Here is a 14,231-nt window from a genome sequence, read left to right as displayed (position 1 = left end):
CCCGGTCCTACGCCGCCCGATGCAGCCGGATGATGGCCGCCTCGGTCGGCGCGCGCACCAGATCCGCCAGCGTATGGCGGTCCAGCGTCTCGAACAGATTGCGCAGCCCGTCGTTCAGAACCCCCGCCAGCCGGCAGGCGCCGTTCAGCGCACAGGGCGGATCGGCGCAATCGACCAGCGCCCCCTGGTGCTCCAGGACCCGCACCAGTTCGCCGACGCGATACGTATCGGCCGGGCGCGCCAGCGCCAGCCCGCCGCCCTTGCCCCGCGTCGCCGCCACCCAGCCCTGCTGCGACAGGAAATGCACCACCTTCACCAGATGATTGCGCGAGATCTGGAATCGCTCGGCGATCTCGGGAATCGTCACGGGGCGATCGCGATCCCGGCACTGCGTCAGGTACATCATGACGCGCAGGCCGAAGTCGGTGAATCGGTTCAATTGCATGGGCGGACTCGAGGGCGGGCGAGCGGCAAGAATACACCGCCCCCCGATGCCGGAAGGCTCAAGCGCCCACGCCGCCGGTGCCGAACACCTCGGCATGGATGCGCTGAGGCGGCACGCCCAGTTCGCCCAGCGCCCGGCGCTGCGCCTGCATGAAAGGCAGCGGGCCGCACAGGTAGTAATCCGCGTCGGGCAGCACGACCTGGTCCTGGATGGCGCGCAGGTCGATGCGTCCCGCGTGGTGGTAATCCACCCCGTGCCGGTCGGCCGGTCCCACGTGTTCGTAGAACACGACGTGGCGCACGTTGGGCAGGCGTTCGGCCAGGCTGTTCACATGGTCGCGCATGGCGTGCACCGACGCATCGCGGCAGCCATGCACGAAGCGCACCAGGCGGCCGTCGCCGCGCGAGGCCACCGCGTTCAGCATGGACATCATCGGCGTCAGCCCCACCCCGCCGCTGATCAGCACCACCGGCGTGGCCGCCTCGGGGTCCAGCGTGAACTCGCCCTGCGGCGGCGCCACGTCCAGGATGTCGCCCTCGTCGAACTGGTCGTGCAGCAGGTTCGAGATCATGCCCGCCGGACTGCCGCCGGCCGCGGCCTCGCGCTTGACCGAGATGCGCAGCCGGTTGCCGCCCGGCGCATCGGACAGGCTGTACTGGCGCGGCTGCATGATGCCCAGCGCCGGCACGAACACGCGCACCGAGACGTATTGGCCCGGCAGGAAGCCCGGCACGTCGCCGCCATCGGCCGGGGCCAGGTGGAACGAGGTGATCTCCGCGCTTTCGGGCACCTTGCCCGCCACGCGGAAGGCGCGCCAGCCGGTCCAGCCGCCCTGGCGCGCCGCCGCGGCCGCATACATCGACGACTCCATGCCCGCCATCAGTTCCACCAGTTGGCCATAGGCCTGTGCCCACGCATCGATCAGTTCGTCGGTGGCCGCCTCGCCCAGCACCTCGCGGATGGAGGCCAGCAGGTGCCGGCCCACCACGTCGTAGTGCTCGCGCCGGATGCCCAGGCTGACGTGCTTGTGCGCGACGCGCTCCAGCACCGGCAACAGCGCCGAGGGATCGTCGATGTGTTGCGCATAGGCCGCGACCGCCATCGCCAGCGCCTGCTGCTGCTGGCCGTTGTGCTGGTGCCCCTGGTTGAAGACCTGCCGCAGCTCGGGATTGCCGCGGAACATGCGTTGGTAGAAATGGCGCGTCAACGCCTCGCCGTGGACCTGAAGAACGGGCGCCGTGGCCTTGACCTGCGCACGGACGTTTTCGCTGAGCATGCTGGACTCCTGGGGATGGTTGCGGGCATGTGCCCTTTAAAGATGTATTTATTCTACATCTTTAAAGGCGCTTTGAAAGAGAATGCCGGCCCTGCCCGGCGCCGCCTGTCCCCCAACTTGCCGCCGTGGCCATGCGGCGGTTAAAACACCGGCTTTGCAGCAACATTTCAGGATTTCCACCATGAGCACTGCCACGCTCAAGACCCGACTGTCCGACTCCGTCAAAGACGCCATGCGCGCCAAGGACACCGCGCGCCTGACCACGCTGCGCTTCCTGCTGGCCGCCGTGAAGCAGAAGGAAGTGGACGAGCGCCGCGATCTGGCCGACGCCGAGATCACGGCCATCATCGAAAAGCAGGTCAAGCAGCGCCGCGAATCGATCGCCGCCTTCGAACAGGCCGGCCGCACCGAGACGGCCGAGCAGGAAAAGGCCGAGCTGGCCGTGCTGCAGGAGTTCCTGCCCCAGGCCGCCAGCCCCGAGGAAGTCTCCGCCGCCATCGACGCGGCCATCGCCGAAGTGACCGCACAAGGCGTTACCGGCGCGCCGGCGATGGGCAAGGCCATGGCGATCCTGAAGCCCGCACTGGCCGGCCGCGCGGATATGTCCGCCGTGTCCGCGCAACTGAAGGCACGCCTGTCGTGATTGCGCGCCGGGCGGCATGCCAGGGCCGAATCCGGGCCCATGGCGTGCCGCCCGGCCGCCCTTCCCATGCCCAGAAATATCTCCCCCGAGCAGATCGCCCGCGAATGGCGCGCGCTTTGCGAGCGCTACCCGCTGGATCTGCGCCAGCACGTCCAGGCCGTCGTAAACGCGCAGCGCCAGGCCCTGGCCACCGCGTTCTACGCGCGCATGCTGCCCGACCCCACCGCCTCCTTCTTCCTGTCGGATGAGCTGGTCAAGACCCGCCTGAACCAGGCCATGCAGCAATGGCTGCAAGAGGTCTTCGAGGTGGGCGTCAGCGGCGATTTCGAATCCGCGGTCAACCGCCAGCGCACGGTGGGCGAAGTCCATGCGCGCATCGGCATTCCCGCCTATGTCGTCATGCGCGGCGTGCGGCGGCTCGACCAGGAGATCTACGACCTGCTGGCGGCCGATGGCTGCGACACCCCGATGGCGGGCGCGACCTACGTCGCCCAGACCACCGGGCTGGCCATCGAGATCATGTGCCACTCCTATGCGGTCTCGCACGAGCGCAACGCGCGCGCGGAAGAGTCCTACCGCATGTTCGCCATGGCGCACGACATCGGCGCCGAGAAAGAACGACAGCGCGCCGCGCTGCTGGATTGGGAAAACCAGCTGATCTTCGAGATCAGCACGCGCATCAGCGCCGCGGCCGGTGCGCCCGCGTCCACGGGCAACGCCGCCGCGCTGCCCCTGCTGGGCAAATCCGAATTCGGGCTGTGGTTCGCGCACAAGGCCTCGCACGCTTTCGAAGGCGCGCCCGACCTGCCCATCATCGCCGCGCAGGTCGCCGAGATCGACCAGTTGCTGTCCGGTTCAGCCGAACCGGCCCAGCCGCCGACGGGCCCGCGCCTGGCCGAACTGATGGGCGCCATCCGCCAGAAGGCCAAGTCCATCGGCTTCCTGGTCGACCAGTTGTTCCAGCAGGCCGGCCACCTGGAGTCCGGCCGCGACACGCTGACCCGCCTGTTGAACCGAAAGTATCTACAGGTGATCATGACGCGCGAAATCGACTTCGCGCGCCGCAATGACGCCGCGCTGTCGGTGCTGGCGATCGACATCGATTTCTTCAAGCGGATCAACGACAACCACGGCCACGATGCGGGCGACGCGGTGCTGCAGGAGGTCGCGCAGAATCTGGTGCACGCCCTGCGCAGCGGCGACTACATCTTCCGCCTGGGCGGCGAGGAATTCCTGGTCGTGCTGGTCGACGTCGAGCACGAGCGCGCCTGGGCCATCGCCGAGACCCTGTGCAAGCGCATGGCCGCCGAACGGTTGCAATTGCCGGGCGGGCAGACGCTGCAGGTCACGGTCAGCATCGGCGTGGCCACCCACGACGGCCATCCCGACTACCAGCGATTGCTGAAGGGCGCGGACCAGGCGCTCTACCAGGCCAAATCGGGTGGACGCAACCGGGTGGCCAGCACGCAGATGGATATCGCCGACGCCTGACAGGCCGGCTAGAACAGATCCGCCTGCCGGTTCTCTTCCCGCGGATCCGCGAAGTTGCTCATTCCCACGCCCGCCAGGCGATAACGCGTCTCGGCGGGCAACGTCACTTTGTCGCACAACGCGCGCGCCACCGAGGCCAGTTGCGCCGCGGACTGGGGCGGCTGCAATTGCGTCAGGCTGCGCGTCAGGATGCGGAAGCGGTCCGTCTTCAGCTTCAGCACCGTCGTGCGACCCAGCATGCCCTTTTTCTTGCCCTGCTCCCAGACCTTGGCGGCCAGGCGGTCGAGCGTGTCGCCCAGCTCGTGCAGCAGCAGATCGGTGCTGAAGGTGGTCTCGGCGGACACCTGCTGCGCCACCTGGTCGGGCTCGACCTCGCGCTCGTCGATGCCATTGGACAGCTCGTGCAGGCGATAACCGTAGCGGCCGAAATGCAGCTCCAGCTCGGTGACCGGGCGTTGCCGCAGGTCGCCCACCGTGCGGATGCCCAGGGTTTCCATCTTCGCTTGTGTCACCTTGCCCACGCCGGGAATCTTGCGCACGGGCAGCTCACGCAGGAATTCCAGCACGCGGTGCGGACGGATCACGAACTGGCCGTCCGGCTTGTTCCAGTCGGAGGCAATCTTGGCCAGGAACTTGCTGGGCGCGATGCCCGCCGAGGCGGTCAGGCCGGTTTCCGCGCGGATCTCGTCGCGGATGGCCCGGGCCACCTCGGTGGCCGTGGACAGGCCGCGCTTGTTCCGCGTCACGTCCAGGTAGGCCTCGTCCAGCGACAGCGGCTCGATCAGGTCGGTGTGCCGGGAAAAAATCTCGCGCACCTGGCGCGACACCGCGCGATAGCGGTTGAAATCGGGCGGCACGAAGACGGCATCGGGGCACAGACGCTCGGCACGCACGGCGGACATCGCCGAGTGCACGCCGAAACGGCGCGCCTCGTACGACGCCGCGCACACCACCGAGCGCGGTCCGGTCCAGGCCACCACCACCGGCAGGCCCTTCAGCTCGGGGCGATCGCGCTGCTCGACCGAGGCGTAGAACGCGTCCATGTCCACATGCACGATCTTGCGCGCCAGGCGGGCATCGGCGCGCGCTTCGTCGGCATCGAATCCGCGATCCGGCGCGGCCGCGGATGCCTCGGCCGATGACGGCGCCGGATCACCGGGTTCGCGCGCGGGGCCGGTCATCGCGCGCCCCGCCCCATGCCGTGGACAGGCCCGCGGGCAACGCCGGGACAGGCGCCGCGAGCCAGATCAGGCGCAAAGCCGGAATAAACGACCACGGAAGGGACCATGCGGGAAAAACGAAGCACGCGGAAAGCCAAAACCCCATATTATGGCGCGCTTAGCCAATCCTGCGCCCGCCCCGAGCGGGTCTTTCGCGATGTCCTCGACCCCCACCGATTACTTCGGCCTGACCATACCCCTGATGGACCTGCTGGGCCTGGTGCCGCAGCATGCCGACGAAACCGGCTCGCGCACCTTCCTGCCGTGGCGCGCCGAACTGACCAACAGCCGCGGCGACATCCACGGCGGCACGCTGATGAGCGTGCTCGACTTCACGCTCAGCGCCGCCGCGCGCGGCGCCGACCGCTCGGTGGGCATGGCCACCATCGACATGACCACCAGTTTCCTGTCGCCGGGCCGCGGCGACCTGACCTTCACCGCGCGCTGCCTGCGCCGCGGCAAGTCCATCGCCTTCTGCGAAGGCGAAGCCCACGACGCCCAGGGCGAACTGGTGGTGCGCGCCACCGCCACGTTCAAGGTCATCCGCAAGCGGCCGGGCGGCGACTGAAGGCGGGCGCCGCGCGAGCGTCAACGCGATGAGAGAATGCCAAAGAGCCCGTGCGTCAGCGGACGTCCTCCCCGCCGGATCACTTCTTCTGCATGAACCACGCGTTGGGATCGCTGCCCTTGTCGCGCGGCATGTAGCTGGTGCACGAGGGCGTGCCGAACAGGATGGCATCGTGCATGGCGCGCATCGCGGTCTCGTCCCAGATGCCGCGGCCCCACATGTTGACCGTGGCGCGCGTGCGTCCGCCGTCGATGGCGGTCAGCGCCACGGAAGCCACGTCGCCGGACGTCAGCTTGGCCGTGACCCGCACGTCGCCGCGCCGGCCCGCCTCGTCCAGGTTGCTGGCAACCGCATAGCCGCCGTCACCCACCAGGCACATTTCGGCCTGCTGGCGCGCGGACTGCACCGCCTGCCGCAGGCTGACGTTCGCATCGAACGAGCCGGACAATGCGCCGCCGCCCGGCCCCATGCCCACCGAGCAGCCCGCCAGGGTCAAGGCGGCCATGCTTGCCGCGATCCATTTTCCAGCCATGATTCCTCCAACAGTCATGGCCGCGATTATCCCGCAAACCGCCCCGCTGCGGTTTGGTCCCTTCGCCGGTTCGACACCGCCACGCGCGCTGTGGCATGATCGGACGCGATTCCCAGGACGGCGCGGCGCCCGCGAGCCCACGCACGAGGTGGCGCAAGACCCGCCTTCGCGCCGTCCGCGACCCACGGAGATTCCCCTTGCTGAAACTCACGCTGCTGCGCACCCTGCTGGCTGCCAGCCTGACCGCCGCTTCCGCCGGCGCCGCCGCCCAGCCGCCGCGCCTCTATCCCCTGCAAGACTTCTTCCGCAATCCCGAGCGCGGTTTCTTCCGCCTTGCCGACGACGGCGCCACGCTGGGCTTCATGCAGCCCGTGGCCATCGAAGGCCACCCGGCCCGCATGAACATCCACGTGCAGGAACTGCGCGACGGCAGGCCCACCGGCGAACCGCGCCGCCTGACCGCCGAGACCGAACGCGACATCAGCAACTTCTTCTGGAAAGGCTCGGACATCGTGCTGTTCCAGAAAGACTTCGGCGGCGACGAGAACTTCCACGTGCTGGCCGTCAACGCCAAGACCGGCGCCATCACCGACCTGACGCCGTTCGAAGGGGCCCGCGCCCACATCGAGGACGACCTGCCCGACGACCCCGGCCACGTCCTGATCAGCCACAACCACCGCGACCCCGAGGTCTTCGACGTCTATCGCGTCGACGTGCGCACGGGCAAAGCCGATCTCGTCGCCCAGAACCCCGGCAACGTCGTCGGCTGGCAGACCGACCACGCCGGCCGCGTGCGCGCCGCCGTCACCAGCGACGGCCTGAACACCACGCTGCTGTACCGCGACGACGAGAAATCCGAATTCCGTCCGCTGGTCACCACCGACTACCGCACCAGCGTCAGCCCCGCCCTGTTCACCTTCGACAACAGCAAGCTGTACGTGCTGAGCAACCGCGGCCGCGACCGCCTGGCGCTGGCGGTGCTGGACCCGGCCAAGCCCGAGCAGGAAGACCTGGTCTACGAGCCCGAGCAGGTCGACCTGGACGCCGCCGGCTACTCGCGCAAGCGCCGTGTGCTGACGATGGCGGCCTACCAGACCGACAAGCCGCGCTATCACTTCTTCGACAAGCAGACCGAAGACCTGTACGCCCGCCTGGGCAAGCTGCTGCCGGGCTACGACCTGGCGATCCAGGGCTGGAACCGCGAGGAAGACACCTTCATCGTGGCCGCCTACAACGACCGCACCCCCGGCTCCCGCTACCTGTACAGCCAGCGCGCCGACACGCTGCACAAGCTGGCCGACATCAACCCGGCCCTGCCCGAAAAGGACATGGCGCAAGTCAAGCCCATCAGCTACACCAGCCGCGACGGCCTGACCATCCACGGCTACCTGACGCTGCCCGTGGGCCGCGATCCGCGCAACCTGGCGTGCATCGTCAACCCGCACGGCGGCCCGTGGGCGCGCGACGGCTGGGGCTACAACGCCGAGGCCCAGTTCCTGGCCAACCGCGGCTTCTGCGTACTGCAGATGAACTTCCGCGGTTCCACCGGCTACGGACGCAAGTTCTGGGAAGCCGGCTTCGGCCAGTGGGGCCTGAAGATGCAGGACGACATCACCGACGGCGTGAAGTGGCTGATCGACCAGGGCATCGCCGATCCCAAGCGCGTGGGCATCTACGGCGGCAGCTACGGCGGCTACGCCACGCTGGCCGGCGTCACGTTCACGCCGGACCTGTACGCGGCGGCCGTGGATTATGTCGGCGTGTCGAACCTGTTCACCTTCATGAACACGATCCCGCCCTACTGGAAGCCCCTGCTGGACAAGATGCATGACATGGTGGGCGACCCGGAACGCGACCGCGACCGCCTGGCCGCGACCTCGCCGGCCCTGCACGTGGACCGCATCACCACGCCGCTGTTCATCGCCCAGGGCGCCAAGGATCCGCGCGTGAACAAGGCGGAAAGCGACCAGGTGGTGGAAGCCTTGCGGAAACGGGGGGTCGAGGTCGAGTACATGGTGAAGGAAAACGAAGGCCACGGCTTTCACAACGACGAGAACAAGTTCGAGTTCTATGCCGCCATGGAGAAGTTCTTCAGCGAGCATTTGAAGCCCTGATTTCAGGCTTCCTGCTTATCTCATCGGCCGGGTTGTCCTGTGAAGGATGCCCGGCTTTTTGCGTCTGGGTTGGTGGTGCCTGGGACGTTTTCAGTGTGCTTCTGGCGCCAGGGGCACGACTGCGTACTTACGTCCTCGCGCTCTCGCGCTGCGGGCGCAAGTTCTCCGTCATGCCCCTGGCTCACGGCAACGACATGCCACGGTCGCAAGACAACACGCTCCCGCTAAAACTGTCTGGATACTGAACACATCGTCACGCCTTACAGACCGCCGCATCGTTGAGCCGATCCCTACTGTACGAATGTTCTACGCTGCCCGGAATGGCACGATTTCCCATTATTGAGACACTCTCCGCCCCACGTTGCGCGATGACATCACAACAAAGCGCACACTGCCGCGCTACCTGCCGATCGTGCCCCATTCGGCTGCGGAACTGCGTAAACGCAGCAACAGAACCGGTTTTGATCGACGCATAAAGATACTGGGAGCGGGGTGCGTGCCGGAGAAGTCGCGCCCGGAGCACGAAAGTGCGAGGACGAGACTTCGCAGGTACGCACCCCGCGCCTAAAGAACCAGATTCGCCACCAACTCCCCTCAAATCTGCGATCGACCCGCAACCCAGCCAAATTTAGTTACGGAAACCTTATCGCCGTGACGATGTCTATCTCCGGCCAGGGGAAGTCTCCCCTAAAATCGCCTGCAATGAAGAATTCCGAAACCTCAAAAGAATCCCGGCGCACTCGGCTGCGCGGCCTGCTCATCAAGGCCAGTGTCGCCGTCGCCGGACTGGGCCTGTGCGGCGTCCTGCTGGCCGGCCTGGCCATCGGGCTGACCTGGCCCAACCTGCCCGAACTGCACGCGATGACCGACTACCGGCCGCGCGTGCCCCTGCGGGTCTACACCGCCGATAAAGTCCTCATCGGCGAATTCGGCGAAGAACACCGCAACGTGCTGCGCTTCGACGAGATCCCTCAGGTGATGAAGGACGCGATCCTCGCCGCCGAGGACGACCGCTTCTACCAGCACGGCGGCATCGACTGGACCGGCGTCATCCGCGCGGGCCTGACCAACCTGGTCAACATGCGGAAATCGCAGGGCGCCAGCACCATCACCATGCAGGTGGCGCGCAATTTCTACCTGTCGTCCGACAAGACGTATTCGCGCAAGTTCTACGAGCTGCTGCTCACCTTCAAGATCGAATCGCAGCTCTCGAAGGACCAGATCCTCGAGCTGTACATGAACCAGATCTACCTGGGGCATCGCGCCTACGGCTTCGCGGCCGCGTCGCGCACCTACTTCGGCAAGCCGCTGTCCGAGATCACGCCGGCCGAAGCCGCCCTGCTGGCCGGCATTCCGAAGGCGCCGTCGCGCGCCAACCCCATCACCAACCTCGAGCGCGCCCGCGCCCGCCAGCACTACGTGCTGGCCCGCATGCAGGCGCTGGGCAAGCTCACGCCAGAGCAGGTGCAGGAAGCCCTGGCGCAGCCGCTGGTGGTGCGCGGCTCCGAAGGCGGTCCGGCGCGCGGCTTCTCGGTGCACGGCGAATACCCCGCCGAGATGGTGCGCCAGTTGATGTACGGCGTGTTCCAGGAGAACGCCTACACGCAGGGCATCGACGTCTACACGACGATCGACTCGAAAGACCAGCAGGCCGCCTACCAGGCCGTGCGCGACGGCGTGCTCGACTACACGCGCCGCGCGGCCTATCCCGGCCCCGAAGACCAGATCGAGCTGCCCGACGGCATCGAGAACGACAGCGCCGCCTTCGACGAAGTGCTCGATGGCGTCCAGGAAAACACGCCGGACAGCGACGACTTGCTGTCCGGAGTGGTGCTGTCGGCCAGCCCCACCGAGATCAAGGTGGCGCGCAGCGCGCGCCAGATCATCACCATCGACGACAAGAAGGCGCTGGCCGTGGTGGCCCGCGCGCTGGGCGACCGCGCCAAGCCCGAGGTGCGCATCAAGCGCGGCTCGGTGGTCTACGTGCGCAAGAACGGCGACAACTGGGAAGTCATCAACATGCCTGCCCTGCAGGCCGCGCTGGTGTCCCTGGCCCCGCAGGACGGCGCCATCCGCGCCATGATCGGCGGTTTCGACTTTTATCGCGGCTCCTTCAACCGCGTGGTGCAGGCCTGGCGCCAGCCGGGCTCGAACATCAAGCCGTTCATCTACGCCGCCGCGCTGGAGCGCGGCATGACGCCCGGCACGCAGATCTCCGACCAGCCGTTCTTCCTGAGCGCCGCGCAGACCGGCTCGCGCGACTGGAGCCCCAAGAACGACGGCGACCGCTACGAGCCCATGCTGACGCTGCGCCAGGGCCTGTACAAGTCGAAGAACATGGTGTCGATCCGCATCCTGCAAGCCATCACGCCGCAGTACGGCCAGGAATACCTGACGCGCTTCGGCTTCGAGAAAGACCGCTGGCCCGCCGTGCTGCCGATGGCGCTGGGCGCCGGCAGCGCCACGCCGCTGCAGGTCGCCAGCGCCTACTCGGTGTTCGCCAACGGCGGCTACCGCGTCACCCCCTACCTGATCGACCACGTGACAGACCGCTCGGGCAAGGTGCTGATGCAGGCGCAACCGCCCCAGGCCGGCGACGAGACCGTGCGCGCCATCGATCCGCGCACCGCCTGGGTCATGGACGACATCCTGCGCGGCGCCACCGTGCAGGGCACCAGCGCGCGCGCACACAAGGTGCTGGGCCGCAACGACGTGGGCGGCAAGACCGGCACCACCAATGGCGCGGTCGACGTCTGGTTCTCCGGCTACACGCCCAAGCTGGCCACCACCGTGTGGATGGGCTTCGACCAGCCGCGCTCGCTGGGCACCAACGAGTTCGGCAGCGGCCTGGCCCTGTCCACCTGGCTGGACTACTCGCAGCCGGTCCTCAAGGGCATCCCGCAGTCGCCGCAGGCGCCGCGCCCGCAGGGCCTGATCGTGGCCGATGGCGACTACTACTTCTCCGAGTTCCCGCCGGGGCAGGCGGTCGCCGCCGTGGACCTCTCCACGGGCGACCAGTTGCAGGACTTCCTGAACAATTACCGCCCCAGCGACGACTCGCCCAGCCGCGTCCTGCAGCCGGGCCAGCAGCCGCAGCAGCAACCCGGCCAGCCGCAATACCAGGTGCCGAACCAGCCCGGCTACCAGGTGCCGCCGGCGCAACCCGGCCAGCCTTCCTCCTCGTCGGGCGACCGCGTGCCGATTCCGCCCATTCCGGTGCCCAGCGCCGACCTGGGCACGCCCGAGATGCGCTTCCCGGTGAACGCCACGGCGTCCGCCGCGCCGGCGATGCCCGCGTCGGCCACACCAGCCACGGCGCCCGCCCCGTTGCCCGAAGGCGCCATGCGCACCCGCCCCATCGACGCGGTCGGTGCGCTCTCGCCGCAACCTGAACGGGAGAGAGATAAATCCAGGGAAACCAGTGAGATAAATCCGGGATACGGTGGGACGAGCCGGGATCTATCGGGAAAAAATTGAAAGGACTTTACAGATTCCAGGCACCCGAGCTCGCTGGCGCATCCGGCTCCGCGCGTGGCTGCAGGAGAGGCATGCTGTCCTGCAGGGCGGCAACGGGGGCTGCGTAGATGGGTGTGCCCTCGACCCACTGATTCCCCTGTTCATCGTAGCCGGTTTCCAGCACTGCGCGGGGGTGCTGGCGTGCATCCAGTCTGATCTGGCCGATGCGGCGCGGCGCCGCGCTCGCGGCAGGCTGCCCGCTGGCCTGGGCTGCAACGAAACCGCCGACAGCCATGCACGCAGCGCGCACCTTCCTGGCGACATCCAGCACGCCAGCGGTGTCGCAGCGCTCCAGGCGACGGATGACGGTATTGATGCCGATCACCACCGCGGCTACGGCCGGGGGCAGGTCGTTGGGCGATGTCTCCGTCTCGCCAGGCTCCTGCGGTGCCTGGTAGGCAGCGGGAGCTGCGACGGCTTCCAGCACTTCGATCAACCGTCGCGTGTCAGCCGGATCGAACGGAGTCCAGCCATCGCGAAACGCCGTGGCGAAGCGCTGTGCGTCCTTACGCACCCATCGATCAGTTTTCAAGGGACACCTCCTGGAATTGGGACTGGCTGATGATGGTCGATGCAGCCGTGCGGGCGGCCGCTCGTTTTGCTGTCCGGCGCGCGTCGTAGCAGGCTTTGCACCACGAATGCAGCTTCCCGTTGCTCGTATAGAAAAAATCGCCGTCAGCGGGCCAGAATTCCTGGCAGCGCGCACATTGGGCCTCGGTGCCCAGCTCGGTTTCAGTGGTCTTCCTGGCCATGCTGCTTTCCTTGTGTCGGCCGATCACCCTGGGCGGTGATGTGCTTGATTTGCTCCCAGGCCGAAAGCATCGGGTCGAAGGTCTGCCGTGCGCGCGCCTTCGCGAGAGCAACCTGCAGACGACCTCGATCCGCATCCGGTAGCGCCGCATCCAGCGCCACAGGCGCCCAGCGGTCGACCTGCGCGGGCAGATAACGCAGTGCCCACTTCTTCATGCTTTCGATCAACCGCTCGGCCTGCTGGCCAGTGATCCACTGCAGGGCATCGACGCCAGTGATCCGCTTTACATAGGCCGCCAGCGCTTCCTCGGACGGATTCTTGATCGCGCCCAGCTCGCGCAGCAGCAGCCACAGCGCCCTGATCTTGCGGCTCTCCGCCTGCAGGTCCAGGGGTCGGCTCGGCGTGGCCTTGGCGCGCACCTTGAAGCCTACTCGCTTGAAATGATCCAGGGCGCGTTGCAGTTCCTCGGTGCTCATGCGCGAGCACGAGTCCTTGCCCGTGGCCGTCATCAGAGCGACACGATAGGTTTCCCGGTCCAGTTGCAGGTCGCGGGATGCGATGTGCACCAGTCGGATCAGGCGCTGGCGCTCATCGGCACGCTTGGCGGAGGCAACCATGCTATTCACCGTAGCCCAGCATGAGTGGTGCGGCTCTGGCGCCAACGCCCTGGTGCAGCTGGACGTCATTGCCGGCGCGGCGGCCTGCAGCCCGATCTGCCCAGCCTCGCACGCCGGCATCGCGGCTACGCGGCGTGAAGTTGCCGAGATTGGGATGCTTCAGCTGCATGTGCGCCTCGATCGCGGTCTTCTGGTGCGCCGTCGCTTCCATGTGTGATATCAGGGTCGAGACTGCGTCGACCCAGCCCAAGCAAAAGGCATCGGCGCGTACAGTTTTGCTTTTCTGCCGGCACCGCTTGAGCTTGGTCTTGATGTGATCTCTGCGGGCACGGGCCATCAGGCGCATGAGCACATGCAGGGTGTACTGCGCCACGTCGACGCCAGGCGGGCAGCCGACCAATAGCCACATGGCTCTGCTGCCGGAAAGAGCGCCCGCGCCCACGAGGATCAGTTCGCAGCCGAAGGCGCTGGCCACCAGGCTGGCCAGGTCAGCCTCGTAACGGCTGGGTTTGAGTGCGCCCGCCATCACGATCTTTTCGCGCACGCTGGCCGCAGTCACTTCTAGCTCGGAGACGCTGTGCTCGCGCATCAGCGCCTGCGCTTGGCGCATGGCGGCAGCGGCCTCGGCCGGCTCGCTGGACTTGGCCAGCGACAGGCACTTCTCGATCTTGCGGAAGATGTCATCCTTGTCCATGCTGAACCTCTTCGGCGAGAGTGCGAAGTGCCGGGACGATCGGGACCGAATAGATCGGCGTGTGGCTGGTGAAGGCGTAGGACTGCGTATCGCCCTCGGGGAAGATCTGTTTGAGCATGGTGACTCCGTCCCGCCGGGTGAACTCGATACTCATGCGATCCGGCAGCAGGCGCCCGATGTTCAGGATGCTGGCGCGCAGGACGTCCATCTTGACCTGGTCGTTCGCGGCGACCACGCCGTCTATGCGCTCGACATCGGCCACGATCCGGTCGATCTCGGACAGGCAGTCAGCCTTGCTGATGGGGCTGGCGGGGGCTTTGTGCGCTTCCAGTGCGGCGCGGATACGTTGGATGGGCGTCATGGC

14 protein-coding genes are annotated in these 14,231 nt (G+C 67.2%); 5 read left to right on the top strand and 9 right to left on the bottom strand.

Features of this window, described 5'->3' with window-relative positions; all coding sequences use genetic code 11:
- Nucleotides 1-7 precede the first annotated feature (7 nt).
- Together A6745_RS26225 and hmpA are read right to left on the bottom strand one after the other, a co-directional pair.
- Entirely contained in the window at nucleotides 8-445 is a 438-nt protein-coding gene (locus A6745_RS26225) for an Rrf2 family transcriptional regulator (protein WP_066134097.1), read from the bottom strand.
- Nucleotides 446-503: 58 nt separating this feature from the next.
- A complete protein-coding gene (gene hmpA / locus A6745_RS26220) occupies nucleotides 504-1,721 on the bottom strand; it encodes an NO-inducible flavohemoprotein (RefSeq protein ID WP_066134095.1) in 1,218 nt (405 codons plus the stop codon).
- Nucleotides 1,722-1,902: 181 nt separating this feature from the next.
- Between hmpA and A6745_RS26215 the strand changes: the two genes are divergently transcribed.
- Entirely contained in the window at nucleotides 1,903-2,364 is a 462-nt protein-coding gene (locus tag A6745_RS26215) for a GatB/YqeY domain-containing protein (RefSeq protein WP_066134092.1), read from the top strand.
- Between the two features lie 66 nt (nucleotides 2,365-2,430).
- Nucleotides 2,431-3,855 (top strand): diguanylate cyclase, encoded by a 1,425-nt coding sequence (locus A6745_RS26210; protein WP_066134089.1) that lies wholly within the window; start codon nucleotides 2,431-2,433, stop codon nucleotides 3,853-3,855.
- Nucleotides 3,856-3,863: 8 nt separating this feature from the next.
- On the opposite strand, the gene dinB is transcribed toward A6745_RS26210, so the two are convergent.
- A complete protein-coding gene (gene dinB, locus A6745_RS26205; RefSeq protein WP_082853308.1) occupies nucleotides 3,864-5,036 on the bottom strand; it encodes a DNA polymerase IV in 1,173 nt (390 codons plus the stop codon).
- Between the two features lie 196 nt (nucleotides 5,037-5,232).
- On the opposite strand from dinB, the gene A6745_RS26200 reads away from it, so the two are divergent.
- Nucleotides 5,233-5,643 carry a PaaI family thioesterase gene (locus tag A6745_RS26200; RefSeq protein WP_066134088.1) on the top strand — a complete coding sequence of 137 codons (411 nt, stop codon included), beginning with the start codon at nucleotides 5,233-5,235 and terminating at the stop codon, nucleotides 5,641-5,643.
- Between the two features lie 79 nt (nucleotides 5,644-5,722).
- Here A6745_RS26200 and A6745_RS26195 read toward each other — a convergent pair whose 3' ends face one another.
- The gene (locus A6745_RS26195; protein WP_066134085.1) at nucleotides 5,723-6,175 is read right to left on the bottom strand and encodes a BPTD_2524 family lipoprotein; all 453 of its coding nucleotides are present in this window, start codon (nucleotides 6,173-6,175) and stop codon (nucleotides 5,723-5,725) included.
- A gap of 200 nt (nucleotides 6,176-6,375) precedes the next feature.
- Here A6745_RS26195 and A6745_RS26190 point away from each other — a divergent pair, with 200 nt between their 5' ends.
- Nucleotides 6,376-8,289, top strand: a complete 1,914-nt coding sequence (locus A6745_RS26190; RefSeq protein ID WP_066134859.1) for an alpha/beta hydrolase family protein — start codon at nucleotides 6,376-6,378, stop codon at nucleotides 8,287-8,289.
- A gap of 702 nt (nucleotides 8,290-8,991) precedes the next feature.
- Entirely contained in the window at nucleotides 8,992-11,766 is a 2,775-nt protein-coding gene (locus A6745_RS26185) for a penicillin-binding protein 1A (protein WP_082853305.1), read from the top strand.
- Nucleotides 11,767-11,773: 7 nt separating this feature from the next.
- Here the strand turns inward: A6745_RS26185 and A6745_RS26180 are convergent, their stop codons facing one another.
- The 5 genes from A6745_RS26180 to A6745_RS26160 are packed head-to-tail and all read right to left on the bottom strand — an operon-like array spanning nucleotide 11,774 to nucleotide 14,228.
- Nucleotides 11,774-12,337, bottom strand: a complete 564-nt coding sequence (locus A6745_RS26180) for a hypothetical protein (RefSeq protein ID WP_156513555.1) — start codon at nucleotides 12,335-12,337, stop codon at nucleotides 11,774-11,776.
- A complete protein-coding gene (locus A6745_RS26175) occupies nucleotides 12,327-12,557 on the bottom strand; it encodes a hypothetical protein (protein ID WP_066134078.1) in 231 nt (76 codons plus the stop codon). Before A6745_RS26175 ends, A6745_RS26180 begins: the two co-directional genes overlap by 11 nt.
- Entirely contained in the window at nucleotides 12,538-13,173 is a 636-nt protein-coding gene (locus A6745_RS26170; protein WP_066134073.1) for a gp16 family protein, read from the bottom strand. Before A6745_RS26170 ends, A6745_RS26175 begins: the two co-directional genes overlap by 20 nt.
- Before the next feature lies 1 nt (nucleotide 13,174).
- Nucleotides 13,175-13,867 (bottom strand): DUF7168 domain-containing protein, encoded by a 693-nt coding sequence (locus A6745_RS26165; RefSeq protein ID WP_066134069.1) that lies wholly within the window; start codon nucleotides 13,865-13,867, stop codon nucleotides 13,175-13,177.
- The gene (locus tag A6745_RS26160; RefSeq protein WP_066134066.1) at nucleotides 13,854-14,228 is read right to left on the bottom strand and encodes a hypothetical protein; all 375 of its coding nucleotides are present in this window, start codon (nucleotides 14,226-14,228) and stop codon (nucleotides 13,854-13,856) included. The genes A6745_RS26165 and A6745_RS26160 overlap by 14 nt, the downstream gene beginning before the upstream one ends.
- Nucleotides 14,229-14,231: the final 3 nt, after the last annotated feature.

Origin of the sequence: Bordetella ansorpii, assembly GCF_900078705.1 — a bacterium.
In the GTDB taxonomy this organism is placed as follows: domain Bacteria; phylum Pseudomonadota; class Gammaproteobacteria; order Burkholderiales; family Burkholderiaceae_B; genus Bordetella; species Bordetella ansorpii_A.
The sequence above is the reverse complement of the archived record's forward strand: the minus strand, read 5'-3'. Positions and strand labels throughout refer to the sequence as shown.